The sequence below is a fragment of the Polaromonas sp. P3_B4 genome, from assembly GCF_056402835.1.
The window spans coordinates 645,434-672,010 of the sequence record NZ_JBFUGQ010000001.1 but is presented as its reverse complement, the minus strand read 5'-3'; the positions used below and the strand labels follow the sequence as shown (position 1 = coordinate 672,010).

Annotated in this window: 33 protein-coding genes; 1 reads left to right on the top strand and 32 read right to left on the bottom strand. The window is 57.1% G+C overall.

The annotated features are described in order from the left end of the window. Positions 1-293: 293 nt before the first annotated feature. The 29 genes from AC1DVV_RS03270 to AC1DVV_RS03130 all read right to left on the bottom strand — a co-directional run bounded on the left by AC1DVV_RS03270 (position 294) and on the right by AC1DVV_RS03130 (position 20,471). Entirely contained in the window at positions 294-746 is a 453-nt protein-coding gene (locus tag AC1DVV_RS03270; protein WP_457279020.1) for a hypothetical protein, read from the bottom strand. A 130-nt stretch (positions 747-876) separates the two neighbouring features. Beyond that, positions 877-1,191: a 1-deoxy-D-xylulose-5-phosphate synthase gene (locus tag AC1DVV_RS03265; RefSeq protein ID WP_457279021.1), complete on the bottom strand. Its 315-nt coding sequence runs from the start codon at positions 1,189-1,191 to the stop codon at positions 877-879. A gap of 76 nt (positions 1,192-1,267) precedes the next feature. After that, on the bottom strand, positions 1,268-2,011 hold the full coding sequence (locus AC1DVV_RS03260) for a hypothetical protein (RefSeq protein ID WP_457279022.1): 744 nt from the start codon (positions 2,009-2,011) through the stop codon (positions 1,268-1,270). A 501-nt stretch (positions 2,012-2,512) separates the two neighbouring features. Next, entirely contained in the window at positions 2,513-2,953 is a 441-nt protein-coding gene (locus tag AC1DVV_RS03255) for a hypothetical protein (RefSeq protein WP_477667526.1), read from the bottom strand. A 77-nt stretch (positions 2,954-3,030) separates the two neighbouring features. Next, positions 3,031-3,492 carry a methyltransferase family protein gene (locus AC1DVV_RS03250; RefSeq protein ID WP_457279024.1) on the bottom strand — a complete coding sequence of 154 codons (462 nt, stop codon included), beginning with the start codon at positions 3,490-3,492 and terminating at the stop codon, positions 3,031-3,033. Between the two features lie 78 nt (positions 3,493-3,570). Beyond that, a complete protein-coding gene (locus tag AC1DVV_RS03245; protein WP_457279025.1) occupies positions 3,571-4,017 on the bottom strand; it encodes a hypothetical protein in 447 nt (148 codons plus the stop codon). A gap of 124 nt (positions 4,018-4,141) precedes the next feature. Continuing rightward, entirely contained in the window at positions 4,142-4,576 is a 435-nt protein-coding gene (locus AC1DVV_RS03240) for a hypothetical protein (RefSeq protein WP_457279026.1), read from the bottom strand. Between the two features lie 76 nt (positions 4,577-4,652). Then, positions 4,653-5,000, bottom strand: a complete 348-nt coding sequence (locus AC1DVV_RS03235) for a hypothetical protein (RefSeq protein ID WP_457279027.1) — start codon at positions 4,998-5,000, stop codon at positions 4,653-4,655. A gap of 1,464 nt (positions 5,001-6,464) precedes the next feature. Then, complete coding sequence (locus AC1DVV_RS03230) at positions 6,465-7,157, bottom strand: hypothetical protein (RefSeq protein ID WP_457306973.1); 693 nt, start codon at positions 7,155-7,157, stop codon at positions 6,465-6,467. Between the two features lie 1,117 nt (positions 7,158-8,274). Beyond that, complete coding sequence (locus tag AC1DVV_RS03225) at positions 8,275-9,015, bottom strand: hypothetical protein (RefSeq protein ID WP_477667529.1); 741 nt, start codon at positions 9,013-9,015, stop codon at positions 8,275-8,277. Between the two features lie 963 nt (positions 9,016-9,978). Then, positions 9,979-10,398, bottom strand: coding sequence for a hypothetical protein (locus tag AC1DVV_RS03220; protein WP_457279030.1), 420 nt, complete (start codon positions 10,396-10,398; stop codon positions 9,979-9,981). A gap of 119 nt (positions 10,399-10,517) precedes the next feature. Continuing rightward, entirely contained in the window at positions 10,518-10,841 is a 324-nt protein-coding gene (locus AC1DVV_RS03215) for a hypothetical protein (protein ID WP_477702812.1), read from the bottom strand. Continuing rightward, complete coding sequence (locus tag AC1DVV_RS03210; protein WP_457279032.1) at positions 10,838-11,260, bottom strand: hypothetical protein; 423 nt, start codon at positions 11,258-11,260, stop codon at positions 10,838-10,840. Before AC1DVV_RS03210 ends, AC1DVV_RS03215 begins: the two co-directional genes overlap by 4 nt. 176 nt (positions 11,261-11,436) lie before the next feature. Continuing rightward, complete coding sequence (locus tag AC1DVV_RS03205; protein WP_457279033.1) at positions 11,437-11,808, bottom strand: hypothetical protein; 372 nt, start codon at positions 11,806-11,808, stop codon at positions 11,437-11,439. Between the two features lie 87 nt (positions 11,809-11,895). Next, positions 11,896-12,138: a hypothetical protein gene (locus AC1DVV_RS03200; RefSeq protein WP_477688880.1), complete on the bottom strand. Its 243-nt coding sequence runs from the start codon at positions 12,136-12,138 to the stop codon at positions 11,896-11,898. A 171-nt stretch (positions 12,139-12,309) separates the two neighbouring features. Beyond that, positions 12,310-12,777 carry a nuclear transport factor 2 family protein gene (locus AC1DVV_RS03195; protein WP_457279035.1) on the bottom strand — a complete coding sequence of 156 codons (468 nt, stop codon included), beginning with the start codon at positions 12,775-12,777 and terminating at the stop codon, positions 12,310-12,312. A gap of 90 nt (positions 12,778-12,867) precedes the next feature. Further along, a complete protein-coding gene (locus AC1DVV_RS03190; RefSeq protein ID WP_477667533.1) occupies positions 12,868-13,302 on the bottom strand; it encodes a hypothetical protein in 435 nt (144 codons plus the stop codon). Between the two features lie 112 nt (positions 13,303-13,414). Next, positions 13,415-13,873 (bottom strand): hypothetical protein, encoded by a 459-nt coding sequence (locus AC1DVV_RS03185; protein ID WP_477702856.1) that lies wholly within the window; start codon positions 13,871-13,873, stop codon positions 13,415-13,417. 77 nt (positions 13,874-13,950) lie between these two features. After that, a complete protein-coding gene (locus tag AC1DVV_RS03180) occupies positions 13,951-14,448 on the bottom strand; it encodes a YfbM family protein (protein WP_477702855.1) in 498 nt (165 codons plus the stop codon). A 91-nt stretch (positions 14,449-14,539) separates the two neighbouring features. Beyond that, complete coding sequence (locus AC1DVV_RS03175) at positions 14,540-15,010, bottom strand: hypothetical protein (protein ID WP_457279039.1); 471 nt, start codon at positions 15,008-15,010, stop codon at positions 14,540-14,542. 532 nt (positions 15,011-15,542) lie between these two features. Continuing rightward, a complete protein-coding gene (locus AC1DVV_RS03170) occupies positions 15,543-16,064 on the bottom strand; it encodes a hypothetical protein (protein ID WP_477707108.1) in 522 nt (173 codons plus the stop codon). Positions 16,065-16,146: 82 nt separating this feature from the next. Then, the gene (locus AC1DVV_RS03165) at positions 16,147-16,674 is read right to left on the bottom strand and encodes a hypothetical protein (protein WP_477686697.1); all 528 of its coding nucleotides are present in this window, start codon (positions 16,672-16,674) and stop codon (positions 16,147-16,149) included. Positions 16,675-16,765: 91 nt separating this feature from the next. Beyond that, a complete protein-coding gene (locus AC1DVV_RS03160) occupies positions 16,766-17,137 on the bottom strand; it encodes a hypothetical protein (protein ID WP_477702004.1) in 372 nt (123 codons plus the stop codon). A gap of 72 nt (positions 17,138-17,209) precedes the next feature. Next, positions 17,210-17,650, bottom strand: coding sequence for a hypothetical protein (locus AC1DVV_RS03155; protein WP_477668236.1), 441 nt, complete (start codon positions 17,648-17,650; stop codon positions 17,210-17,212). Between the two features lie 88 nt (positions 17,651-17,738). After that, entirely contained in the window at positions 17,739-18,152 is a 414-nt protein-coding gene (locus tag AC1DVV_RS03150; protein WP_477686693.1) for a hypothetical protein, read from the bottom strand. A gap of 164 nt (positions 18,153-18,316) precedes the next feature. Next, on the bottom strand, positions 18,317-18,604 hold the full coding sequence (locus AC1DVV_RS03145) for a hypothetical protein (protein WP_477707107.1): 288 nt from the start codon (positions 18,602-18,604) through the stop codon (positions 18,317-18,319). Between the two features lie 101 nt (positions 18,605-18,705). Next, entirely contained in the window at positions 18,706-19,119 is a 414-nt protein-coding gene (locus tag AC1DVV_RS03140) for a DUF4279 domain-containing protein (protein WP_477702002.1), read from the bottom strand. Between the two features lie 503 nt (positions 19,120-19,622). Beyond that, a complete protein-coding gene (locus AC1DVV_RS03135) occupies positions 19,623-19,964 on the bottom strand; it encodes a hypothetical protein (RefSeq protein WP_477702001.1) in 342 nt (113 codons plus the stop codon). Between the two features lie 78 nt (positions 19,965-20,042). Then, on the bottom strand, positions 20,043-20,471 hold the full coding sequence (locus AC1DVV_RS03130) for a hypothetical protein (RefSeq protein WP_477702000.1): 429 nt from the start codon (positions 20,469-20,471) through the stop codon (positions 20,043-20,045). 144 nt (positions 20,472-20,615) lie between these two features. Here AC1DVV_RS03130 and AC1DVV_RS03125 point away from each other — a divergent pair, with 144 nt between their 5' ends. Beyond that, positions 20,616-21,617, top strand: a complete 1,002-nt coding sequence (locus AC1DVV_RS03125; protein WP_477686691.1) for an integron integrase — start codon at positions 20,616-20,618, stop codon at positions 21,615-21,617. 275 nt (positions 21,618-21,892) lie between these two features. Here the strand turns inward: AC1DVV_RS03125 and AC1DVV_RS03120 are convergent, their stop codons facing one another. From AC1DVV_RS03120 to AC1DVV_RS03110, 3 genes are all read right to left on the bottom strand, one after another. Beyond that, positions 21,893-23,467 (bottom strand): DHA2 family efflux MFS transporter permease subunit, encoded by a 1,575-nt coding sequence (locus AC1DVV_RS03120; RefSeq protein WP_477648140.1) that lies wholly within the window; start codon positions 23,465-23,467, stop codon positions 21,893-21,895. A gap of 94 nt (positions 23,468-23,561) precedes the next feature. Beyond that, positions 23,562-24,938 (bottom strand): EmrA/EmrK family multidrug efflux transporter periplasmic adaptor subunit, encoded by a 1,377-nt coding sequence (locus AC1DVV_RS03115; RefSeq protein ID WP_477701999.1) that lies wholly within the window; start codon positions 24,936-24,938, stop codon positions 23,562-23,564. A 54-nt stretch (positions 24,939-24,992) separates the two neighbouring features. Then, the gene (locus tag AC1DVV_RS03110; RefSeq protein ID WP_477702008.1) at positions 24,993-26,525 is read right to left on the bottom strand and encodes an efflux transporter outer membrane subunit; all 1,533 of its coding nucleotides are present in this window, start codon (positions 26,523-26,525) and stop codon (positions 24,993-24,995) included. Between the last annotated feature and the right edge of the window lie 52 nt (positions 26,526-26,577).

Sequence of the window (26,577 nt, the reverse complement as noted above, 5' to 3'; positions counted from 1 at the left end):
GCAATCTAATCTGGACATCAGAACCTTTGGTAAGCTGCTTGCACGCTGGATTTCAAGGCAATGCTCTGAAATTCATACTGTTATAAAAATTCCGCGAAACCCCGCAATCCCCCACTGCAGTCTGCCCACTTGCTGGATCAGGTCCGGGAGCGGGTTCGGTATTTGCACTATAGCCTTGGCACCGAGAAAACTTACCTGTATTGGGTCCGATTTTTGTCCGCTGGCATGGCCAGAACGGCCACATGACGCATCCGCGCGACATGAAGGCATACGCATCCTTACCGCTCCTCCGCCTAGCGCCGACGAGCAGGCATCAAGACCTCAAGGTCTTGAATGGCGGCGGTGGCTTTCGACCTGGCCCAAACTACTGGAATGAGGCTGAACAGCGGAAGCAGAAAGACGAGATAGAAGAAGAGTTGGATGCCCGCAGCAATTTTCATGGTTCCAAGTAGCCGGGTTCGCTGTACGAATTCGGTGTTTTCCAGATCGCCTTCCCATAGCGATAGCTGGCGACAAACGATTATGAACCCGACGATCGCCAGGGCGGACGCCGTGAGGCTCAAAAACCAAAACGTCTTTTCCGGCATTTGCCTGTTGCCCAGGATGTTCAGGTGAAGCAGTAAATCGGCTTGTCTGAGCGCGATCTCGATCAGAAACGGGAGCTGAAGCACTATTGCCGCAGTGAGGAGTTTGCGTGCCAACTGCAAGGTACTTTTGTGCCTGTGAATTTCGCGAAGTGCTGTCATGCTTGTTTGATGATGAGAGATGCGCCGCTGATGAGGCTTACCGTTCGGGCTTCCCGGCGCACAGCAAGCGCCGCGTAGCAGCATCCTGCTGCTGCGTGTCCGAGCCAGGCGAAATGTCAGACATGTCTGGTTACCTGGTTTGCTTTAGATGAATACACTCCGGCTGGCCTCGGACTTTGGCCCAGTACTCAAGCCTGGCATCGTCATCAATGTCGATAATGCCGCCGTACATCGTGTCGCCACCTTTCCTCTTGGGGCCAGAGATCCAGTAACGCGCTCCCGTCTCTTCCTCGATGCAGTTGTATTTGTAGCCGGACTTCGTTTTCAGAAAACGCTTGCCGGCGTACGTGTACGAGCGCGTCGAGCGCGACATCTCCACCCAGCCAATGCGGCCGGAACCGCTCAAACCACCCGATTTGTTCTCGATATACATGATGCGCTTCATGCTCCGGCTCTCTACTCTTAATGTCTAACGTTTGACTTAAGCGGACCGCCGCAGGCACGTTCGCTTGAAGGAAGGATTAGGCGCCACTCAGGTCGGCCAGGCCAAGTTGAATTGGAACTTGGTAGTCCGCGGCAATGAGGCTGGCTCGAAAGGACTTTCGAGGATGGATCGTGAGCTTGTGATCAACGATGGCAATGCGATCGACCAAGCTTGGAGCATCATCGTAGAACTTCACCTCTGCAACTCTAACCATCTTCGAGCGCTGCGTTCTCAGATTTGTGACTTCAACGAATACCTCGGTGGGTTGTGGATGCACGGGGACCGTTTGCTCAACGCGTACACGGTATTGCTTTGTCGCTTTGACCTTAAGGCACACTCTGAGCGCCTCGCCTTCTGACTCGACTGAGTGTCGAAGCACTTCAAGCGCTGGCGTCTCGGTTGGCGCAAGCATGCGCAGCGCTGAAAACGTTGCCTCGGTAACTACAGCCAGTTTTCTCTCGTCCGGCAGGGAATTGAACGCTGGATCCATTCCGCAGAGCACGAAGCGGTGCCAATGCTCCGTGGCGTATTCAGTCATACTGACTGCCCCATCGGGCAGAGATGGTGTAAAGCACAGGTAGAGATGATCAGCGTGACCGATAGACATTCCAAGTTCTTCGCACTTCATCCCGACGCGCTGGCCAAGAGCTACGCATGCGCGTGGGAAACCATAGAGCTTCGATGCGTAGTTCGGCATGGGATGCTCGAACTGAGGGGGATCGATGCTCTCGAAGTACCGAATGTCGCGCAGAGGCTTGGGTGTTTTGAGTGGTGAGCGCATATTGACGCCTAACGTAGGAGATGACCGGCGACCAAGGGACAGGAGAGTCGTAAGCGCGGACGCCCTTGGGCGTCCGTGTGGACCAGCATGTTAGAGCATGCACCTAGAAGCACGTGCCCGCCCATGAACATCCGATGAAGATGGCTGTGAGTAGCACCGGCATGGCCATGGCCAATACGTAAGCCACGGCGATTGCAATTCGAACCCTGAGTGAGCACGGCATGTATTTGATCAGGCCGAACGCGCCGACGAACGGAAGCAGTAGCAGTACGGCCAAGAGTATCCATTCGGCAACTGTGCCATGCAACGAGCGAAACCGGGGAAGGAGCAGCACGCATACGCCGAGCGCCATGGGGCCGAATGAGACGGCTAGCGTCAGAAATTTCCAGGATGCAGCTATCGTCGGCCTCATGGACACACTAACGTGAACGTAATCGGCGACCAATGCCAGGTGCGACCGTAGGGAGCGGACACCATTGGGCGTCTGTGTTGACGGGCAAGTTAAGTCTCAACACCCGGGTGCCTCCGCAGCATTTCAGAAATATAGGTCGTTGCAACGATATCCTCTTTCAAGATGGCGATCGATCCTACCCACTTCCCCTGTGCCTCCAATGAATCACAGATGTGCACAGAAATGCAAAAACGGGCTGCATCGCCAACCAAAAGGTTCTGCAAACGTATCACGGCGGCCCAAGGGAATTCCCCGGCGCGAAAGATAAGCGAGCGAACTCCATCGCCGTAAAAGTCCTGATTGTGGAACCAGACATCAGAACTCTCCCAAGGACCAACAAGTGGGACTAATACCGCTTCGACTGATACTTGAAGATCACCGTCGATGTGGCCATGAGAGTCTCCCTGCTCGTCGAAGAAATCAGAAGATCCCTTCAGCTGTTGAACCACAGCCCAATACTCGTCCTCTGAGATTACGCTTCGAATGTTCAAGGGCATACGCTTTGAGACCTGACGTTTGACTTAAGCTGCCCGCGGAAGGCAGGTCCGCATTAAAAGAGGGTTAGGTCTCACAGCCACCTTCGCACCCTCTGTGTGTACGACGTGTAATCGTTACCAAACATGCGCCGCAGTACCCTCTCTTCGGGTTGAATCTGGAAGCGAGTGACATAGAGAACGAAGAGTGCAGAGCCGGCCAGAAGCGCAGGCGCTGACAAGTAGAAACTCCATGCCACCAGAAGCAAGGCGAGTGCGACGTACATTGGATTGCGAGTGATCCGATAGACACCGGACGTGACGAGTGACGATGCGTTCTCCGGCTTCAAAGGATTGACCGTGGTCCTGGCTCGCCGAAACGCAATGGTGCCAGCGATGCTGAAGTAGCCACCAATGACCGCGACGACGCCGGCTGCGACGATGCGAGTAGCGGGCGACAGTTCAAGCGTCGGCGCAACATTTCTAGCAATCCACATGGCGACCGCAATGATTAGCGCCACGAGCGGCGGTGGGATCTTGAGTTCGAGGGCGCGCATAGCTTGGACTCTGAGGTCTAACGTTTGACATGAGAGGGGGCGCCCGGCTTGCCGGGCCACATCCTCTCGATGGAAGGGCTAGGCGTCACTGTCGTCAGTGTCTGATGACTCACCTTGATGAGAAAGCTTCAGCCCACCTTTCCCGTCCGGTAGCCACACGGCCCCGGTTTCTGAGCTTGCATCAAAAAACCCAAGTTGATGCTTGGCTGCAAGGCTAAAGACCTGCTCATATGCGGCTTCTGCCTTGGACCAGGCGAACGCGGCGTAGATTGCTTCCTTCCCGACGCTATAGTCGGTGACAGCCGAATCATCCTCTGGAAACTCTTCCGAAGAGAAGGGGCCGTTCATTGCCGGGTACAACTTGATCATCTCAAGGAACCAAGCCTGAAGTTCTGGTGTGGAGACCTTTGGATCGTCGTAGCTGTGATCCTCGGACCATTCGGATGTCTCTTCCCACCAGGAAAGAAATGCCTCGCGTTCATTCGGCGCCTTAGCGGGTGCAAAGACAAGCAAGTCATAGCTCATTCAGGGTCTCCAGGTGTAAGCAGTTCGGCTATGCGCCTTGTGACGCCTAACGTTAGATAACCGGCGCACAACACTTCGCGGCGACGCCGCCTCCTGCTGTTGTGGGTCCGTGTCGATTGATAGGTCAGGCTTCACCTGGTACTCTTCCAAGAAGATCGACGATTGAGTTCCAATAGCTTGAGTTGGGCACTGAGTCCATCATCTGAAAGCCAAGATTAATGGGGCGCCAAACTGCTCCGCCTATCAGGCGAACAGCCAGGAACGGATAGTCGAAGAAGTCCTCTTCATTTGGGGGTTGATCTGGCTTAAACCACTCGCCTTGCCTGGCCTTAAGCAAAACCTCACCGGCAAACGAACCGAAGGCATAGATGGACTTTGCTACCTGTTCCATCTTGGCACCGCCGGTTTTCCATTCTTCCAGAACGGAGTCGACTCGGCGCAGTGTGGATGGGGCAAAGGAGGAAATGTCGACGGCGTAGATCTTTTGCGTCATCCGAATGGCATCGTTGGCATATCCATCTACTGTTTCGATGGATGGCTGAAAGTGCAATGGAATCAATGTTGTCCCCTGAGGATTGTGTGAAATCTAACGTGTATGTGAGCGGTCGCCACAGGCGATCCACTCGGCAGGCGTGTCAGGAATCATCCTTTTCGAATGCTTCATTTGTGAGTTCCTCGTCAAGTAGCTCGTGCATCCAGGAGCCACCACCAGAGTAGACCAACTCCGCGTAGTCTGGCTTCTTACCTGTGCCTTTTGTAAAAGCCAGTACGGGATGCACATATTCCGCGCCAGTATTCATCACCCTCGACCCATCGACGATGCATGCCAAATGGAACGCCAGGTTCTCAGTCAACTCCTGCAGCTTCTTCTCCTTCTTCACTCCAGCTTCGACGAAGCCATCGCGGACCGTTATCAGGATCTCCAGCAGCATGCGTCGTTGGTGCGCCTCGAAGGCTGAAGAATCATTCACAAGGGTGCTCATTGATGACTCCTAACGTGAAGATAATCGGCGCCCACCCAAGGTGGCCGCGAAGCAGCAGGACGCCTTTGGGCGTCCGCGTTGACTGACCTGTCAGGTTTCAATGCCACGATTTCACCGATTCCATACGAATAGTGCGATCCCCATCAGAGATACCAACAGGACGAACAAGAGCACAAGATATGAAGGGTAGCCTAGCCAGCCGAAGTAGCGCAATTCCCGGCTTTGAAAGATCGTGTTGCATCCAGGGCAGCGAACTCCGAATAGGACTACCCCAGGTACCTCGTCCGCTCTCGTTGGAAGTAGCATTCCGAAAAGGCGAGCCACGGTAATCTTCAATCGATGAGCGCGCCCTACGAAGGACTTCCCGCACTCTGGACACACATCATGCTTCTCCATGAAACCCTAACGTAAAAATGAACGGACCACCAACACTTGCGGCGCCGCCGCCTCCTGCTGTTGTGGCTCCGTGTCGATTGACCAGTTAGATGTGCACGCAGGAGCCAGCTTGCTCATTGAGTACCTCCTGGCATTGGATCAGAACCGTCAACCGGCGGAGGCGCTTTGCGTCTGCGAGGCTCCGCGTCGGCCAAGTGCACAAGCAAAACGCAGACTACTCCAAGGACAGGCAGTAGCCACACGATCAGGCATTGAAAGGTCTTCTGAGTCGTAGTCAGTGCCGGCGAAAGCACAACCCATGCAGCGAGGGCAAGGTTCGCCACGACCAGAACGACGACGCATATGGCGAGTGTGTTCATCATCTAAGGTCGGAAATGACCGGCGGCGCATAGGCGGGGGAGCCCGCCGCGACGACGTCCGTGTCGATTGACTTGTTAGGACTCAACGCCCCCTCCCCAAATGAGGCTCACGGGGGATTGCGACAGAGCGCCTGCGCAGTGCTCGCATGACTGTCACGAACCGAAAACCAGAATACACACCAATGATCCCCAGAGCGCTGAGGAAGAACTTTCCCATTTGGACATTCTCACGTTCAGCCTCCAAGCGTGTACTTGGTGAAACCAGTTCCTTTCCATTTATCCACAGGCCGTAGGTCTTTCGCGAGCCGTCCGCTTGCGGCGAAAACGAATGACGTTCTGGAATCCACACTCGTATCACAGGTCGCTGTCCCCACTCAACCGGCACGGAGGAGACTGCATCAGTCCAGAATCGGCCGGGGTAGCCGTCAACCTCAAAGGAAACCACTGAGTTGCCTCGACGTGGAGGCGGCAGTTGGACGATTGCATGCGCGGCTCCGCGAACCTCGACCAACGACGTTCCCGACATGCTCGGATAAGTCGCATACGTGCTGAAGCCGAACAACACGGAAGTGACCAAGAAGCAAGTCATCAGACCGAAGCCAACAAGTTGCATCACGCGCATGTTGAGTCCTCACGTTGGCGCTGTCCAGCACGCAGCAAGCGCCACGAAGCGGCAACCTGCTGCTGCGTGTCCGCGACGAGCAACCAGTTAGCCGTCTGTAGGCCGCCGGGCGTATGTGATACGAATGCCATCTACTACAACCTTAGATTTTGGTGTTGCGAAGGGCGGAGCATTGCCAGAAATATCCTCACTGTCAGGGTGAAACGCAACGGACAGATGAGAATTCGACTTCCACGCCACCGAGTAATGATGTACATCATCTGGTTCATTGGCCCATATCTTCTTTGGTCCAGTGGCCGTAATTCGCCAGACCTGCAACTCGTTATGCGAATGCGCGTAGTTGTCCCCGAACACAGCGAAATGCTTGCCATCTGGTGATACAACAGGTAGCGACGTGTCCGGCAGGATGGTGACACGCCCAACCTCTTCGTCGATGAGGAAGATCTTGTGGTTCTCCCAGCTATGACTGCTTACGATGAACCAGCCGAGCGCTGCCACGTAACCTTCAAAGAGAGGCTGATCTTCCCCATCACACGGGATTCCGCGAAACGCCTTGATCCTTCCGCCCTTCAGCTTGATCGCAAGTGTCATCTCTGTACGTGATACCGCGAGCGTCACTCTTTCACTGAAGGGTTCAATCTTCTTTCTTTGATCCGCGAAAGCTTTCGAATGGTATTCACCAAGGTAGCCATCGCCGATGTCATACCCGCAGAGGTTGTTGTCGAAGGCCATGGCTCCCATTGACCAAACGAGCAAAGCAATGGACAAAACGCTGCGCATAGGGTGGCTAACGTTTGACATGAGTGGCGGGCGACAGCTGGCGAACCCAGATGGTGCACCTCCCCTCGATGGAAGGGTTAGGCCGCACGACGTGCGCTCGCCTTTCGACGTTGGTAGATCCAGGCGCCATGCTTATTGAGAGCGATTTGTACGGAAGCCGCAATGCCTGCAGGACGAGGCAAACACGCTTGCAGAACCTCCCTCACTATTCTCAAAATGTCCGGAGAAGAGCTTGCTGCACTGAGGGCAACGGCTAGCCGCACGCCCCAAGCTTCCAATGGCCATGACACCGAAACCGGTGCAAGCAGCAGCGGTGAGAACACTGATGTGTTCGTCCAGGGGCCTAAGAGTGAATATGCCAATGAAGGCCGCACCGAGCACAAGCGAGCCTAGCCAGAAAAGACCTAGGAAGATCCGCATCCTTATTGCGAACCGCATCTGTTGTTCAGTGTTCATCGTGAGGCCTAACGTTTGACTTAAGCCGACCGCCGTAGGCCGGTCCGCTTGAAGGAAGGGTTAGAGGGCGCTGGCTGATTAGCCCACGAATACCAAGTACGCAATTGGCAAGATCACGACACTGCCAACGCCCCCCATGAATAACAGAGCGAAAACATCGAACCAAAGCTCTGTGATGGTTCCGATTCTCGCCTTCAATTTGCCATTTCCTTCGTGAATTAGCACGGTTACCGTCTCACCAATCTTTGGATGTCGCGAGGAACTGGTAACGCTACTTCTAAGGTTAGTTGACTGTCCATTATTCAGGCAAAATTCTACTCTGTAGTACCGCATCTGAATGCCGTTCATTCGGTAGCTCCATTCGCTCGCAACTTTGCCGAGTACACGATACGACTTGGCAATGAATAGAAACTGATGCGCTGCCAGTGCAAGGGCACTGAATAGCGCCGTCATTGCTACGAAAGTAAGGATCGCGACCGCGACGGATGCCACCATTTGCGCCCTCTATCGTTTGAGGTAAGCGGCAGAATCCGGTACCACGGGGGGCTGTCCGCTTGACCGAATGGTTAGACCGCATTCTGGCCGAGTATGCGTCGGACTTCTGCGAGAACAAGGCCGCGCCAGCCAGGAAATGGCGCGAGTGCAAGTCCCGGACCGGGAATCAGCGTTTGCCAAATGGCCACAGCTGGTGAATGGCATCCCATGGTCCTTGAGCGAAGCGCAAATGCGGCGCCTCCCCCTTTTTTAGTATGTCCTCCGCTGTAATCAAGTGATTGACCCGATCGATGACCTCCTGCGCTTCGATCGACACACTGTGCAAATTGATTTTCTCGGTACGCAGCTGGGCGCGCAGGCGCTCCAGCGCCTTGCGGAACGCTGGAAGCTGATGCAATTGATCGCGAGTCACGATGGTGCTGGTTATGACCAACAGCTGAAGCACACCTCTCTTGTTCATCAACGGACGCACCCGCGTCTCGCTATCAACAGAAGCCGCCACCTTTGTCACAGCAGCATCTATGAGCTTCATCACGGACTCGAACGGATCGGCCGGAGGCGCCGGAGGAACTACTGGTCCATCGTCATATAGACGGACCGGGCGAGCTGCAGTCGAGGATTTGATAAAGACATCAATGTCGCCCGGCAGGATCATGAAGCGAAACGCCACCGCTGCCTTGCCGAACTCGTCCTCAAGCTGTTGCCATCCGGCGGGGGGCAATGCGAGGAAGGCTAAGGTCAGCCCGATGGAGTCGACGCAACAACGAAGCTCCCCAACATGCGGTTGCCTCGACTGGGTGTGCCAGATCAGGTCGTCTTCATGATTGAGCATGTCATCCCAGCTACAGCTTGCGGGGGGCCTAGCCAGCATGCGTCGGGCCAGTTTCAATTGATTGTCTGGTGTCATGTCGAACCGGATGCTGAGTTTGTATTTTTTTGGTTTGAAGCAGTGCTACGGAATTCCAAACAACGGTCATTGAAACAGCACTACTTCACGCTCTAACGTAATGTATGCCGCAAAACCTGCGGTATAACCTGGCGCTTGCAATCTAATCTGGACATTAAAACCTCCCGTAATGCGCTTGCATGCTGGATTTCAAGGAAATATTCTCTAAATCCAAAGAGTCATAAAAATTCCGTGAACCCCGCAATCCTCCCTTGCAGTCTGCCCGCTTGCCGGACCAGGTCCGGGACCGGGTTCGGTATTTGCACTATAGCCTCGGCGCCGGGAAAACTTACCTGTACTGGGTTCGTTTTTTTCCCGCTAGGCATGGCCGCAACAGCCACATGACGCATCCGCGCGACATGGGGGCACAGAGGTGGAAGCCGTATCCGTTTGCGCCTTGCACCTCGATGAATTACACCCATGTGCTAAAGGTTGCCTCTGGGCGGCACAGCCAGCCCGCTGGACGCCCTGCTCGCCTGATACGCTATTGATTTGATAGCTGCTCGCGCACATTCCGATTGGGCTTCAGCCCGTTCTAATACCTAAAAAGAGGCAAAAACCGCTTTGGAGGTCGCGCCAGAGCCTTTGCAAAGTGTGGCAGCGCCAAAATCCCTTGTTTTTGAATATTTTTTGGCCGTTTTTAGATATGAAACAAGCCTACAGACCAATGCAAGCCTGCGCAAGCAGCTACTGATTTGATAGCGCCAACAAAAACGGCGCACAAGGCGCCGTCTTCGTTCCAGCCCCATGCAAGAGCCTCAGTGCGCGCCAGCCGCAGCATCGGCACTCCCCGCCCCCGCCTTGGTGTGCTGCGCCCAGAGAAGCAAACCAGTCAAGCGGTGTGCCGAAGGCGTGTCCGTTTGAGCGATGGGTTAAAACTGGCAGCCACGATGGGGGAAAGGGCCAGAGTTCGAGCACAAAGGTTCAGGATCCGAAGAAGTAGCGGCCGTTTCGCAGACCGAAAATCATGATGTCCGACTCTTTTACTGTGGCGCCACTGGGCAATTTGGTGCCGGAGAACTCGACCACCAACCAACCTTTCGGCTCTATGGTCGGGGTGAGTCCACGACTAACAGCCTGTTTGTATTGGGCCTCGTAGGTTGAAAATGGAACTATCTTTGCCGAGATGACACCTCCGCCACTCACCCGCCCGCCAAACTGAGCTTCCACAGGGCCGCGGTCTTGCTCGCGCGACAACGACACCAACGCCATGTACGACCGGACGTCTTTCTTTGCGAGAGCCGTCTTGTACGACTCGACAAGCTGCTCTGGCGACTGTGCACCTTGCGCGAGAGCCTGTGTCGCACTGAAGAACAGGAACAGGGAAAAGGCGATTCTCAACATATCGATCCTCAAAGTTAAAGTTCAACGGGGTCCGGAACGCCTTAGGCAACGATGCCACTGATCCGCTATGGAACGGCGTTGTGTCACGGCTTCTGGCGATTGCAAATTTGAGTGCCATGTCAGCCCTCGCCCTTTGCGCGGAAACCGCAATGCCTGCACGATGAAGCAAGCACGCTGCCAGAATCGCCTCCATTGTCTTCAAATTTTCCACAGAAAAGCCCGTTGCACCTGGGACAGCGGCTTGCAACGCGTCCCAAGCCCGCGACGACCATCGCACCGAAACCCGTGCAAACAACAGCGGTAATGATATTGATATGTTCACCAAGTGGCCTAAGCGTGAACATGGCGATGAGACCCACACCGATCACGAGCAAGCCCGACCAGAAAAGCCCCAGGAAAATACGCATTTTTCTAATAAACCGCGCGTCTTGTTCAGTGATCATTGCGAAGCCCAACGTAGATGAGAGCGAGCGCCGAAGGTGGCCCGCTCGAATGTCATGTCCAGTGGCGACTGGCGCTTCATGACGGGAAACCTGTTACCAGTGCTCTCCGCCTCTTCAACAGTGGCAACACCACATGGAAATTTCTTATGAGATCGTCCTCGGACATGACGACGACAGGGAACCTCACCTGGAACACCCCCAAAACGCCCTTCCGATGCACCACTGATATCCAGAATCTCCGGCCCCGAACTCTCCCAGGAAATGCCCACCTGCCAGCCATTTGGATCGGTCACAAACAAGTCTCCATTCTTCTTTGGCCAAGGACCAGGCCAAGGTATTCCGATGTAGCCAAGTGTCCAACCATCGCGCTCCGAACGGGCAATGGTGTTTTCTTCGTTGTACGTATTGATACGATGCATCTAGAGCTATTTAACGTTTGGCACGAGAGGCCGGGCTCGACTTGCCGGGGGCGAGTCCTCTCGATGGAAGGGGCAGCCGTCACTTGGCACATTGCTCTGCCCGGTCGAGAAATTTTAGCCATACGATGGATGCGGTATGTGGAATTAATGTGCCAGGCAACCTCAGGGCTTCTGGGCTAGTCGAATTCAACGTTGAGGCGAGCCTCATACGCAGTGCATTGCCGACAAACATAAATGTGGCCAGAGTGCATGCCGTCTACCCGTTCCTCGGAACACCAGTACACATCAAGCTTCATCCCGCAGCCAGCGCAATAGGAACGCGAATGAACCGAAAAGACAAACGCAACGAGACCAATGAGAACGCAAAGGCACATGGCAACAAATGCAGTTGTCATTTGTCCGGTGGCAATGCCCCAAATCATGCAAGCAAGGCCACCACAAGTTGTGACAATGAAACCACCGATCCGCAGTGCGTAGAAGGCCTTTGAGCGCCTGAGAATTGCCCGCATGCTGAAACTCTTGAAGTCTATGAGCTGTGCTTGTTGCATGATGCCTAACGTTGAACTTGACCGGCGCACGAGCCAGTTGCGACCGGAGTGAATGGACGTATCTGTGCGTCCGCGTCGAAGGACCTGCTAGAGCTCATTTTCGTGGCCCTTGCGATTTGTTCCTGTGGCTTCCTTCAAAGCACTCAAAGTGGCTGATGCAAGCTCCTCTTGCACGTTGAAGGCCTGCTTTGCTGGCGCCGCCTTAAGTTCGTTGATTGAATTCTTTTCAATCCCCTTCTTCAGGAGGAAAGCCGGGCCGGGAAAGAAAACATCCAGGCTATTTGGAGCATTTTCAATTGAAAACTTCTCTACCGGCTGAACGGAGGCCACGGCGATAGCTCTTTCACAGGGAGTCAAGCTTGCTTCTGCTGCACACAATTGCCATGGAAGAATCGAGATAAAGAATAGTGCGATAGTTTTTCGACCGGCGCGCAGCGGCGTCCTGACCGACGCGAAGTGACGGGCAAGACGTCCGCTCGACAGAAGGGTTAGGCGTCGTTCTCACAGCGACGCCGACTTCTCAAGTTCCAGGTTGCCCTCGATGAACTTGAGCTTGAAGACAAGCCGGGAGATACGCCATCTGTCCGGGAACGGCAGCAACTGCAGTTCGTACGTGCCCACGAAGATGCGGCTCTTCAGGCCGATCGCTTTGCCCCGGTGGTGGAAGGCCACGCCGTGGCATCTGACAAGCGCTTGATTACCACTGACCTCGGTTCGAAGGTTGCCAATCTGATGGTGAACGTGGTCGAGCGGCTTGAATCCGGCAGCCCATGCCTGAGCCACCTGGTTTGGCGTCATTTCGGTCGGCGTTCCACCGACCATGGAGGTCATGTCGAGCGTAAAGGGGCTGGTAAAGCAACTTTCCAGCGCTGGCCAGTCTCGTTCGTCGGTGGCAACGAACATCTGAACGACGGTGTCCTCGACTGCCAGGCGCATGGCCAAGTCAGATGCAGACAAAGTGAGAGACATTTAGAACCTCCGAGTGAACGCGCCGCATCTTGCGGCGCCTAACGTTTGAATTAAGCGGCGTGCCGGAGGCACGTCCGCATGAAGGAAGGGTTAGGCAGCATTGCGCACTGAATGAATGATCTTGTACCCGAGGGCGCGAGCGGCAGGTGTATCAAAGTAAGCAGAGATCTGAACATGCCCCATGGGTGCGATGACATAACCGGAAATTGATTTATAGGAAGACCTTTCTCGGGAGTAATCTTCTTCCGGCAATTCGTATGTCAGCCGGATAAGCTTCCCGGTGCGTTCGATCTGTTGCTCGCCTCGAAGATCGCTGGCTGTTTCCAGAATTGAAGCTAGCCGCTCCTCTTCGGATGTGCCTTTGTCGTTCCCCCAAATGGTGACCCAGAAGGTGAGTGTTGCCCTCCAGAGAACAAGGCTTCCATCTTCTATTCGTCGATTAAACGTTTCAGGAAGAGCGACCGCCCATTCATCGGTCATTTGATAGGTTCCCGTGACAACTGGATAGTCTGGATGCAGGCTCATGGCGGCTTCTGATGTTGTCTAACGTCTGAAATGACCGGACCACGACGTTTGCGGCGAGACCGCCCTCTGCGGTTGTGGGTCCATGTCGATTGACCAGCTAAGTGGCATGGCCTCAAGTGTCGACAGAGACATGTGTCAATTTACCTTCTTCGAAGTAGCAGGTGTATAGAAATTTCGAGTTGTTAGTAAGACACTCGAGGGCAATGTCCCACTCAGCGTTTGGATCCCCGTCCAATGGCACGCCTACGCCGGCAAGAGTGAATGCCAGGCGCCAATCGGACGGAAGGTTTTCGCCGTAGATTTCCTTGTGGCGTTCCCCGAGCTCTGACAATACAGGCCCAACGACGCTATCAAGATCGGTTGTGACGCGCTGAAAGAAATCGACCTGTAACTGGGTGGGTTCCGCTGCGTCGCGTGTATCGATCGAAATCGAAATGCCATTCTCACCCTCATACACCTCATGCATCCAGTAAGGACCTTTGGCCCCACTTTCCAATGTGAGAGTGCCAAACACTGGGTGCCCGAGCGTCACAGTGGGCGACCGGCGAAAGAGGTTAGACAGGAAACCCATTGTTCGTGCCATTTAACGTTTGACTTAAGGGGCCTGCCGAAGGCAGGTCCGCTTGAAGGAAGGGTTAGCCCGCACCCTCACGATAGCCATTGCAGTGCCCCGTCGCCTCGGGACGCCGCATCTCGGTAGAAGACGACAAGCTGTTGGTAGCCTTCCATTAAATAGTCGAAAGCGTCTTCTCCGTCTCGCACCCAGATCACGTCCGGGTATATGTCCTTGGCTTTCATGTCTTGTGGATCGAAGCGCTCGCGCAATGCTTCCAAGGTCAGGTTCGAGAGCGCGTCCGAGACGGCAGAGACCTGAGCCGGCGTGAGAAATCGAGCGGGCCCATATCCGACCTCTGGGCCGAATTCTTCACCACCGACGACAGCAAGACTTAGCGGCAGCGTTCCACCTTCGGCCTGCCCGGTAAGCAGGTAGTGGATTCCATGCCAGGCTTTGTCGACATCGATGTAGTACGGTGGCTCGTCTTCCCCGTCGTTGGGGTAGAGGTATTCCTCGATCGCCTCGGGATCGCTGCGCAGCTGATTGAGGGTCTCCGGCGATACGGGAGCAAAGCAACCAACCATTCCCATGGTAATGAACTCCTATTGATGATGAGTGCGGGCTAACGCCGCCGCTAAGATGCGCGCGCATTTTTTGCGCGCGTCGCTCTTGAGCGGCTTGTTATGTTTCTTCGATGCGAGAAAGAAATGCATGCGGGTCCTTTACGAAGCGTGTTGCTTCCGATTGCTTTGCGTATGCCAATAGCGATTCCGTGTCACAAGGGATAACGTGTTGAATCCCTGGGACCAAAATTGCTAATTCGAAGTCCTGCGCCAATTGCGAGATGGCAACGAAGAGTGCGTCATTCGGAGCTCGAAGGTCAAATCGAACGGCGAGTGATGAGACGGCGGTGCCCTCACGCCAAAGCTGGATGTCTTCTGTCTTGTCTGAACCCCAGCATAAGCATTCATTGTGCCAAGACTTACTGCCCGGCAAGAGCAAGCCGAGATGCTCGATGAGTTTTGGATCGGAGTAACCCAACCAAGCTATGGAGGCGTCACAACCTTCCTCAGTGAAGAGTGACGCAACATCGCCGCCAGCGTCAAGCCACTGCCTTGGAATGAGTTCAACCTTAAACTGCCAGAGCGCCATTAGTTGTTCTTAAGAAACATAACGTTTGGCATGAGCGACGTGTGGGAGCGGGCGGAGCCCGCTGGAACACGTCCGCTCGATGGAAGGGTTAGGCGTCAACATTCTCACGCTTGGCATAGATAATCGCGAGTAGCGAACCGAACGGAGGGTTTCGAATGAAGCGCAAGTTCGGCGCGGATATCAGCGCATACCCCGTGGAGCTCTTGACTGGGGTCTTCGATGCGATGAGCGTGTGTAGTGCATTGCGACGAAGCCCGAGATTTCGCTTGGCATTTGCAAGAAGTTCGCGGGTCGTTCGCCTCGGGCTCGCACCGGTCGCGGTGAGGTAAAACCCCTTCCAGTTTCCCATTCGCGCGAAGCTCCGGCCGTAGACGCCAGGTGCGTGCAGGCGAACACCGAGCGCGCGCTGTTGCAGGCTAAGCGGCCAGTCTCCGCGCTTGTCTTCATAGAATACGCGCGGGTCCTGCGCTCCCCGCGGTGTGTGGAGGAGCCAAAGGCCGTAGCGAAGAACAGTGCGTGGCATTGTTGACGTCTAACGTTGGACATGAGCGGCGCCGGGAAGCGTGGGTAGCACGCTGGAAGATGTCCGATCGATCGAAGGGTTAGGTGGCTTTGTGCGCCGCGTTGGCGGCAGGCCGCGATCGCTAACCTCGTCAGCCAGCAAGCCAAACAGCGCCATGCATACCAAGAGCGCCAAAGCCCACGGCAGATTGCTACGTATCCCTCCCGCAGTTTCTCCAAAGAAATGAAACCAATCGTTCCTTTGCTTTGAGGGAAGAAGCACCAAACAAATCGGAAGAGCAACACCCGCGAGAACGATGAGCCCGGTGGCCCAGAACCAATCGCGAAAGTAACTGAAGAAGGCTTTTGAATTCTCACCGTGCGCATATGCCATGTACGGATTACTGTTCTTTCTTTTAATGAGCACCTCACCATCAATGAACGTTTCCCAGCCAAGGTAAAAAAAGTAGCTGCCAAAAGCGACCAATAGGGCAGACGCAATGAGGAGCCGTACGATCCCGCCGCTTCGGCTTGAAATGACTGATCGTGCCATAGCAACCACCTAACGTCGGAAATGACCGGCGGCGCATAGGCGGGCGAAGCCCGCCGCGTCGACGTCCGTGTCGATTGACCTGTTAGGCCTCATGTGCGCAGCCTGCCAGGAAGGCGGAAAACTCAGCGCCGAGAGTGGCGGCTGTGGCCTTAGGAATAGCAATTGCCTGGACTCCGGTGAGAAACAGGTAGTGGTTTCGGTCGTCTTCCGAACAGTCGATGATCGCCGTCCGACGGACAACTGACCTGGCGGACGCTGACTCCAAGACTAGCGAGCCGTCCTGAAGGTCCACCGATTGCTTCTCGGTGAATGCGCTGTTCGCGGCGGAAACATACTTTTGGTAGAGCCACTGCCCCGCTAGCGGCCGAACACAGGCAAACAGGAAGCCGACAACTGCGAAGAACAGAATTACTCCGTAGCCTCGTGCGACATCAGGCGTTCTCTCCCACTGCTTAAAGAAGGTGAACGCTGCGAGAGCAATGAACATCCATGCAAGCACCTGCGCAAAGAAGGCCAAATTCATCCGTCCGTGATTCCGCTCAAAGCGGGCTACCACGGCGCGCTCCAGCAGCTTGAAGTCGGTAGCGTCGAGGGAAAAGCTTACTGGCATGTGTGCTGAGGCCTAACGTAGAGATGACCGGACCACCAACATGAGCGGCGGAGCCGCCCTCTGCTGTTGTGGGTCCGCGTCGATTGACATGTTAAGCCTCACCACGCACCTCTAATACTTCAGCGTTGGCCACCAGTTTCGGGCCCTCTTGGATGCGCCACCGGCGGCCCACATGCAGGAACTCAGTAAGTCCAAGGCCGTTCAGAAACAGGACCTCCAGGGTGCGAGTTTCTCCGGGACTCACAACTTCACCCTCGGGAATTTGGAGTTGTCCGATATAGAACCACCGGTCATCCGGTCCACCAAAATTGTGATTCGGTCGATACGGCCCCCTGCAAGGCCCACGGCGGCCGCCTTCCTCGGTCGCGAGAAAGGAAACTCGCGCCAGCACCCGGCGTGGCGCGCCCTCTTCAAGCTGATCGACGAACGAGAACGGCTCCATATCAGGTTTAACGTTTGACATGAGCGGCGGCTGGAAGCAAGCGAAGCTTGCTGGAAGACGTCCGCTCGATGGAAGGGTTAGGCACCGGTGTATTCACTGCTGCGCCTTGCCTTGCTGCATACGAGCACGTACTTGCTCGCGCATGCGTTCGTTGAGTTGTTGAAACTCTCGAATGAGCTTGTCGCATGGCTCTTTCGTGGCCTGGCAAAGAGCGGCCATTTCAACGTAGACCTCTCCGTTTGGCCGCTGCTGGATGATGCGGCGCACGACGGCCGGATGCGCATAGTGACCTTCTGGAGTGAACGACCACACGGCAAATGCCGGGTTGGGCTCGTTGATGATGACCCAGCCGTCGGGTTTGGTGATGTTGATGCTGACACCAGGCTTCGCCTTGAGGGACTCAAGCGCCTGGGAAACGCTCGCATATCCGAGAGCTTGCGCTGCGCCCCGCGACTCCTCAAGCGGTACTTCGGACTGCGCCAGGCAGATTGCGCAGCTCGTGGCTAGAAGGAGTGTTGCGACGTAGTGTTTCATATGAGGTGCCTAACGTAACGATGACCGGACCACCACCATCCGCGGCGGAGCCGCCTTCTGTAGGTGTGGGTCCGTGTCGATCGACATGTTAAGCAGCAAGACGCGTTGCGTCTAACTCGACCAAATAGGAGAAGCGAAGAACTTTTCCATTGCGAAATTCCAAACAAGCCCCCACATCGCCAGCATCGTTGGCAAGATAGCTCAGCGAGTCAAGTGTCTGGCCAACAACCGTACTCATTCCAGACAAATCGTTTAGCAGCAACCCGGAGAGGAGGTCTGAATTTTCCGCCATGGCCGGAGCAACTGATACCCGCCAGAAGATCGTTCCAGCCTCGAAGTAAAGCCGGTACCACTGATCCTTAAATTTCAAATACGCGACGTTTACCTGATCAATGATCTGTCCGTCCGCATAGGAATGTTGAAGGAAAAAGCCAGTGCAAGCCTGGCCCGAAATGCCCGGTTCTTCGCCGTTCAGGACGTGGCGCGCAGAAGAACTGTCCATTGCTGTTTAACGTTTGAGATGAGAGGCACGACCCGGCTTGCCGGGGCATGTCCTCTCGATTGAATGGTTAGGCGTCATTTTGCCTCTGCAGGCACTAGTTTGTGTGTACCCAGCGCTCGCTCGCGAGTGTGGACACGAAAGGATGAACTTGGTTGAAGATGCTCTTATTTGCTTGGGGTGAAACGAGCCTTACCTTGGGAAGGTATGAAGTGTTGAGAAATGACAGCACCAACTATGCCTATAGGAACGGCAATAAACGACCCGACGAATGCGACAGTAGACAAGGTTATGAACCAGTTGAGATTTAGGCCCAATAGAAAGCAGCCACCAGCAGGCGCACTGGCTGCCCAGGTGCAATTTGGCATGAAGATCGACAACAGTAAGCCAATGCCAAACACCAACGGGCACGCAAGCGCAATGACTACGAAGAGGATAAAAAGCTTACGTGCCATGTGACGCCTAACGTGAAGATGACCGGACCACAACAACTTGCGGCGAAGCCGCCGTGTGCTGTTGTGGATCCGTGTCGATTGGCATGTTAGGCAGCTGGCCTTTAAGGTTGTTCATAAAGCCAAATGCTAAGAGAGACACACAGTTCGCCAAGGGAAGTGAGCAATCCAGGCGCGATGCAAAGCGACAAAGAGCCTTGCTCTGCCCTGCAGTCCAGGTAAGGTGCGTAACCCTCAAGTCGCAAGCTACTCAGTGCTGCGGCCTTCGGCTGAAGGAGCACGACCCACTTCTCCAACTGCTGTTCCACCGTGAGATCTTCGCCCGCCTCCGGCAGATCCAATTTCCATAAACCAACCGGCGATGCGGATCCCGCTCTAACGCCGGTCGCTGCGCGTTCGCCGAGCCTTAGAGATTCAGACGGATTCAATCGAAGCCGATTTGTCACGACGTCAGGATCAACATTGTCGCGACAAAAGACCAGCTGAGTAATGTTGTTCGAAGGACCGGGCGCGCGCATTTCCTGCTGCCTAACGTTGGAAACCACCGGCGCACAACACACGCGGCGAAGCCGCAGCCCTATGCTGTGTGTCCGCGTGGGTTGACATGTTAGAGCTCAAGCGCACAGCGTTCCTTGTCAATGAGATTCGGAAGTGACATACCGCACTAGTCGGTATAGACGAAGCGCAGAGTAGACCAAGACAGCTGTCCAGCAAAGCTGTGCAAGGATTGCCAATGGCAGCGTGAGGGCGCCGAGCTCCGCTCTCAGTTCGGAAGCGATATACAGGTACGGGAGCATCCCAGCCCAGCCGATCAGAGCAAGAACTTCCGAACCCGAGCTTCCATGAGGATTCCAGAGAAAAGCCAAAGCTAGAAAGAGTGGCACCCCCAGTAGCGGCGTAAGAATCAGCGTGAGTTTCAAATCGCGATGCATTTCTTGAGCTTTAACGTTGGCGCTGTCCGGCACGCAGCAAGCGCCGCGCAGCGGCAACCTGCTGCTGAGTGTCCGTGACGAGCAACCCGTTAGACCGCATCATCACTTTTGCTCTGAACTTCTCGCGTCCAAGGCGTCACTGCGTTGCAGTGGGGGCATTGCAACGGGACACGAAACGGCGTTACGACCGCGAAAAAAACCATCACCGGTTCATACGAGCTGTACGGCACAACAATCGATTCGCGGCATTTTGCGCAATGTTGCGAGGCGATGAAGTAGCCGTAGTACAAGATAGCCGGGCCGGCGATGGCGAGTGCAAGTAGTGCGACACCCAAGCCCCCGTCGCGGGCGTTTATAAAAAGCAGTCCCAGGAAGACGAGCAAAAGCACATTTGCCGCAGCTCGTGATCGTCTGGTGTAAGTGCGCTTCATTTGCGGTCTAACGTGAAATTGAGCGGCCGCCGTAGGCGGTCCGCTCGAATGATAGGTTATACGTCGCGCGGTGACTTGCTATCCGCATGGGTTCTCCATTCCAAGCCGCCGGCAGAAGTACTCTTCGTACCCCCATCCTGGTACTGCATGGCGAAAACAATCCGAGCCCATATAAAGGGTGCGGGTGACACCGCGGCCAGTTTTCACAGCGACTGACGTTGGCGTCGCTGATGTCGCCCAGTAGGTGTCCAGTTCGATATCTTGCTTTAACGTCCCAGGAAAGAAAGCTGCGGTCTTGTCTCCGCGGAAACAGTACCGGAGTTGGCCGAGATTCTCACGCAGGAACCGAAGACGCTCTTCAGGTACATCACTGGCACCGATGTTCGCCAGAGTTCTTTCTCTATCGGATACCCACACGCCATCGAGCCGCTCGTCAGGCTTGCCGCTGAAAGACACGCACGCGGTCACGCTTGCGGAGATCAACGCGAATAGGATGGTGGCCTTCACGACGTATAACGTAATGTATGCCGCAAAACCTGCGGTATAACCTGGCGCTTGCAATCTAATCTGGACATTAAAACCTCCTGTAAGCCGCTTGCATGCTGGGATTCAAAGAAATATACTGTAATTTCATACAGATATAAAAATTCTGTGAAACCCCGCAATCCTCCACTGCAGTCTGCCCGCTTGCTGGATCAGGTCCGGGAGCGGGTTCGGTATTTGCACTATAGCCTTAGCACCGAGAAAACTTACCTGTATTGGGTCCGTTTTTTTGTCCGATGGCATGGCCGCAACGGCCACATGACGCACCCGCGCGACATGGGAGCACGCGAGCTGGAGGCGTTCCTCACGATGCTGGCCAATGAGCGCAAAGTTTCAAGCGCCACCCACAACCAGGCTTTGAGCGCGCTGCTGTTTTTGTACCGTGAAGTACTGGAGGCAGACTTGCCTTGGCTCACGGAGCTCAATCGCCCCAATCGGGTTCGCCGAATTCCTTCCGTACTGACGAAGGAAGAAATCGCCAGTCTCCTGGCCGTGATGGACGGCGAAACTTCCCTGCTCGCACGCCTGCTTTATGGCACCGGCATGCGGCTGATGGAAGGAATGCGCTTGCGGGTCAAGGATGTGGACTTTGACCGCCACGTCATCATCGTGCGCGAAGCCAAGGGCAACAAGGACCGTGTGGTGATGCTGCCGCGCTCGCTCGCACCGGCTCTTCGGCTGCAGATGCTGACTGCCCGCGCAACATGGGAAATGGACCGGCAGGCTCAGCGCAGCGGCGTGCAGGTGCCCGACGCCCTTGAACTCAAATACCCGCGGCTTGGTCAGACCTGGGGATGGTTCTGGATGTTTCCGGCACCCAAACCCTCTATTGACCCACGCACCGGCGTAGAGCGACGCCATCATCTTTTTGAAGAACGCTTGCAACGCAGCCTCAAAAAAGCTGTCGCGCTGGCTGGCATCGTCAAGCCCGTATCCGTTCATACCCTGCGACACAGCTTCGCGACCCATTTGCTGCAGTCCGGCACCGACATCCGCACCGTACAGGAACTGCTGGGCCACAGCGACGTGAGCACCACGATGATTTATACGCATGTGCTGAAGGTTGCCGCCGGCGGTACAGCCAGCCCGCTGGATGCTCTGCTCGCCTGAAGCGCTATTGATTTGATAGCTGCTCGCGCACATTCGGATTGGGCTGCAGCCCGTTTTGATACCTAAAAAAAGGCCAAAACCGCTTTGGAGGCGGTTGCAGCGCCTTGGCGAGGCATGGCAGCGTCAAATCCCTTATTTTTGAGCATTTTGGGGCTGCTTTTAGATACGAAATATGCCCGTAGACCAATGCAGACGAGCGAAAGCAGCTATTGATTTGATAGCACAACAAAACGGCGCACAAGGCGCCGTCTTCGTTTCAGCCCCGACCAGAGGCTTCAGTGCGCCCCGGCCGCGGCGTCCGCACTCCCCGCCCCCGCCTTGGTATGCCGCGTCAAAAACACCAGCGGAATCAGCAGCAGGAAGATCAGCGAGGAGGCATAAAACACGTCGTTGGCGGCGAGCATGTAGGCCTGCTGGTCGACCAGGCGGTTGATGGTGCCCAGCGCCTGGTCGGGCGTGAGGCCCGCGCCGGCCAGGCCCGTGAGGGCGCTGTTGGTGGCGGTGCTGCCCTGGTTCACGTATTCGCTGATTTGCGCGTGGTGCATGGCGGCGCGGTCTTGCCAGATGGTGGTGGCAATCGAGGTGCCGAAGGAGCCGGCCGTGATGCGCACGAAGTTCGACAGGCCGGATGCCGCGGGGATCTTGTCGGGCGAGATGCCCGACAGCGTGATGGTGACCAGCGGAATGAAAAAGAAAGCCATGGCCACGCCCTGGATGATGGTCGGGATCATGATGGTGCGGAAATCGGCCTGGGTGTTGAAGTTGGACCGCATCCACAGCACCAGCGCAAACACCATGAAGGCAAACGCAGCGAAGCGGCGTGGGTCTACCTTGGCAATGTTCTTGCCGACCACGGGCGACAACAGCAGGGCAAACGCGCCGACAGGCGCCAGCACCATGCCGGCCTGCGTGGCGGTGTAGCCCATGTACTGCTGCAGCCACAGCGGCAGCAGCACGACGTTACCGAAGAAAAGTCCGTAGCCCACTGACAGCGCCAGCGCGCCGGCCCAGAAATTGCGCTTCTTGAAAAGCGTGAGGTCGACCACCGGATGCTCTTCGGTCAGCTCCCAGATCACGAAGGCGATCAGGCCCACCAGCGCGATGATGCCGAGCGCGATGACTTCACCAGAGTGGAACCAGTCGAGCTCCTGGCCCTTGTCGAGCATGATCTGCAGCGCGCCGACCCAGATGACCAGCAGCGCCAGCCCCACCGAGTCGATGGGCAGCTTTCGGGTGACGCTTTCGCGCTTCCTGAAGATGCTCCAGGTGATGAAGGCAGCGCCGAAGCCGACGGGGATGTTGATGTAAAAAATCCAGGGCCATGAAATGTTGTCAGTGATCCATCCCCCTAAGAGCGGCCCCATGACGGGCGCGATCAGCGTTGTCATGGACCACAGCGCCATGGCCAGCCCCGCCAGCGCTTTCGGGTAGCTCGACAGCAGCAGCGCCTGTGAAAGCGGAATCATCGGCCCGGCCACCAGGCCCTGCAGCACGCGCAGAAAGATCAGCGTGGTCATGTTGGGCGCCAGGCCGCACAGCCATGAGGTGATGACAAACAGGATGACGCTGGTGGTGAAAAGCCGCACCTGGCCGAAGCGCTGCGACAGCCAGCCGGTGAGCGGCACGGCAATCGCGTTGGCCACGCCAAAGCTGGTGATGACCCAGGTGCCCTGGTTGGGGCTCACGCCCAGGTCGCCGGCAATCGCGGGCAGCGACACGTTGGCGATGGACGTGTCGAGCACGTTCATGAAAGTCGCAGCCGACAGGGCCAGCGTGCCCCACAGGCGGGCAGAGCCCGTCAGCGGTGGCGGCTGGACATAGGCGGAGGCGGGAGCAGGTGCGGAAGCCATGAAAGCCTTGCGAATAAGGGGCTGGTGGAAACCGCTACGGGAGATCGCTGCGGTTGCGCGGGCTGGAAGTGCGGGTTGTGTGTGAAGCCGTGACTTACGGCGCCACGCGGTTGCCAGCCAGCGACAGCGTGTGGCTGAACGCGAGGCGCTGCGCGTCGGCGCCGGCCTGGGCGGGCGAACCAGCGCCGCCCTGCGGCAAGGCCGGCCTGACTGCGACGGCGGGCTTGGCCAGCTTCACGGATTTGCCGGTGTTGGCGGCAATGACGCGCTGCACATCCTTGTCGGCGGCATCGTCAGGTGTGCCGTAAGTCTGGCTGTGTGCCAGGGCGGCGTCGCGCGGGGCATCGGCCAGCGTCTTGCCGTCCTTGCTGCTCACGTCCACTTCGGCGTCCATCGACAAGCCCACGCGCAGCGGGTTGTCGGCCAGCTGCTTGGCGTCCAGCGCGATGCGCACCGGAACGCGCTGCACCACCTTGATCCAGTTGCCGGTGGCGTTTTGTGCGGGCAGCAGCGAGAAAGCCGCACCGGTGCCGACGCCCAGGCCGGCCACCTTGCCTTTGTATTCCACCTTCTTGCCATACAGGTCAGCTACCAATGTCACGGGCTGACCGATGCGGATGTTGCGCAGCTGGACTTCCTTGAAGTTGGCGTCGACCCAGACCTGGTTGAGCGGGATGATGGACATCATCGGCGCGCCGGCGGCCACGCGTTGGCCGAGTTGCACCGTGCGCTTGGCCACATAACCGTCCACGGGCGCCAGCAGCGCGGCGCGCTGTGTGGCCAGGTAGGCCTCGCGCACCCGGGCGGCTGCAACCTGCACGCTGGGGTGCTGCTCGACGCTGGTGCCTTCGGTCAGGGCCTGGTTGCTGGTGAGCTGCTCACGTGCGGCGACCACACCGGCCTGCGCCGCAGTCAGCGCACTTTTGGCGGTGGCCAGCTGCGTCTGCGCGTGGTTGAGTTCTTCCTTGGACACTGCGCCGTTGCCGGTGAGCGACTGGCGGCGGTTCAGGTCGTCGCTGGCGCGGGCGATGTCGCTTTGCGCCTTGACCACATCGGCGTCGCGCAGGGCAATCTGCGCGGCCAAGGTGCCGTTGTTGGCGTAGAGCGTGCGCACCTGGCGCACGGCCTGGGCCAGTGCGGCCTCGGCCTGCTCCAGCGCGACCTTGGCATCGGCCGGATCCAGCTGTACCAGCGTCTGGCCGGCTTTCACGAAGTCGGTGTCGTCGGCCATGATGGCCATGACGGTGCCGCCGATCTGCGGCGTGATCTGGATCACGTTGCCCTGCACATAGGCGTTGTCGGTGGACTCGTAATGGCTGGCCACCAGGTATTCATAGGCAGACCAGCCGAGCCCTGCAACGACCACCACGGCCGCAAGCGCCGTCAGCGCCTTTTTGCGTTTGGGGTTTCCTGCGGGCGGCTGTGCTGGTGCATCGGAAGCTGGGGAGTTGGTAGATGTTGTGTCGCTCATGATGGTGTCGGGTGTTGGTTGATTCGGGGACGTTGCGTGACGTTGAGCCGGCGCTTAATGCGCTGCAGGCACTTTTTCAGAATTAAAACCGGCTGCAGCCCAATCAGGACGGGCGCCAGCAGCTATTGTTTTTGTAGCGCCCTGCGCTTGCGGCGCCTGTGCCGTGGGATTGCCGTAGCCGCCGCCCAGGGCGCGTATCAATGCGACCTGCGTGTCGAGCGCGCGGGCCGAGAGGTCTACCGCCAGGCGGCGCTGGGCCAGCACGCTGGTTTCGGCGGTCAGCACATTGAGGTAGGTGCCCAGGCCGGCCTTGTAGCGCTGCACGGCGATGTCATAGGCGCCTTCTGCGGCTTCCTGCGCGGCGCGCTGTTCGGTTTGCTGGCGCGTGATGGCTTGCGATGACGCCACCTGGTCGGCCACATCGCGCACCGCGTCGATCACGGCGGCGTTGTAGCTTTCGACTGCGGCGTCCAGGTCGGCAGTCTTGCTGCGCAGGTTGGCGCGCAGCCGGCCGGCGTCAAAAATCGGCAAGCGCAGGGCCGGCCCGACGCCCCACTGCTGGCTGCCCGAGTCAAGCAAACGGCCCAGGCCGATGCTGGAAAAACCGGCGAAGGCGACCAGGTTGACGTTGGGATAGAACTGGGTTTTGGCGTTGACGACGTCTTTGGACGAAGCCTCTACGCGCCACCGCGCGGCGGCAATGTCGGCGCGCCGGCCCAGCAGGTCGGCCGGAATGGTCGTGGCGGTTGCTACATTTTTGATAGCTGCTTGCGCAGGAAGGGAAAGGGCTGCAGTGCCATTTGGCTTGCCAATGAGGGCGTCGAGCGCATTGCGGGTGAGCGCCATCTGCTCTTGCAGGGTTTCGAGCTGCAGGCGCGCTTCGGGCAGGCCGCCTTCGCTCTGGCGCAGCTCCAGGCGGGTGTCCAGGCCGGCGTCGACGCGGTCGCGCACCAGCTTGAGGGTTTCTTCACGCTGGGCGAGCGTTCGGCGGGCCACCGTGACCTGCTCGTTCAGGCGAACCAGCTGAAAGTAAGTGCGGGTCACATTGCTGGCCAGCAGCAAGCGTGCGGCCTGCGCGTCTGCTTCAGCGGCACTGGCGGTGCCCAGCGCGGCATCCAGCGCGGCGCGGTTCTTGCCAAAAAAATCAAGCTCCCAGCTCACCGCGAGCTGCGCCGTACCGCTGTTGCGGATGGAGCCTGCCAGTGGTGCGGGCACTGCGCCATTGGCGGTGTATTGCTGGCGCGTCAGGTCCAGTTGCCCGGTGACTTGCGGCAGCGTGGCGGCATCGGCAACCTCGGTGACTGCCAGTGCGCGAGCCAGACGGGCCTGCGCAAGCTTCAAGGTCGGGCTGGTTTGCAGGGCCTGGTCAACCAGGCTATTGAGTTGCACATCGCCAAACTCGCGCCACCATTCGGCGGCCAGTGGCGCCTGGGCCGGCGTTTGGCTGGCGGTGTCGGCAGCCAGGCCCAGCGAAGGCGCGTCACGCAGGCTGGAATGCGGCGCGATGCCCGACATGTCGGCACAGCCGGTGAGGCCGGTTGCCATCAGGCCCACAGCCACCACGCTGGCGGCGGCCACCAGGGCCATGCGGAAAGAGGCGCGCCAGAGCGGCAGGCGCGGCTCGGCGTGTTCGGACTGG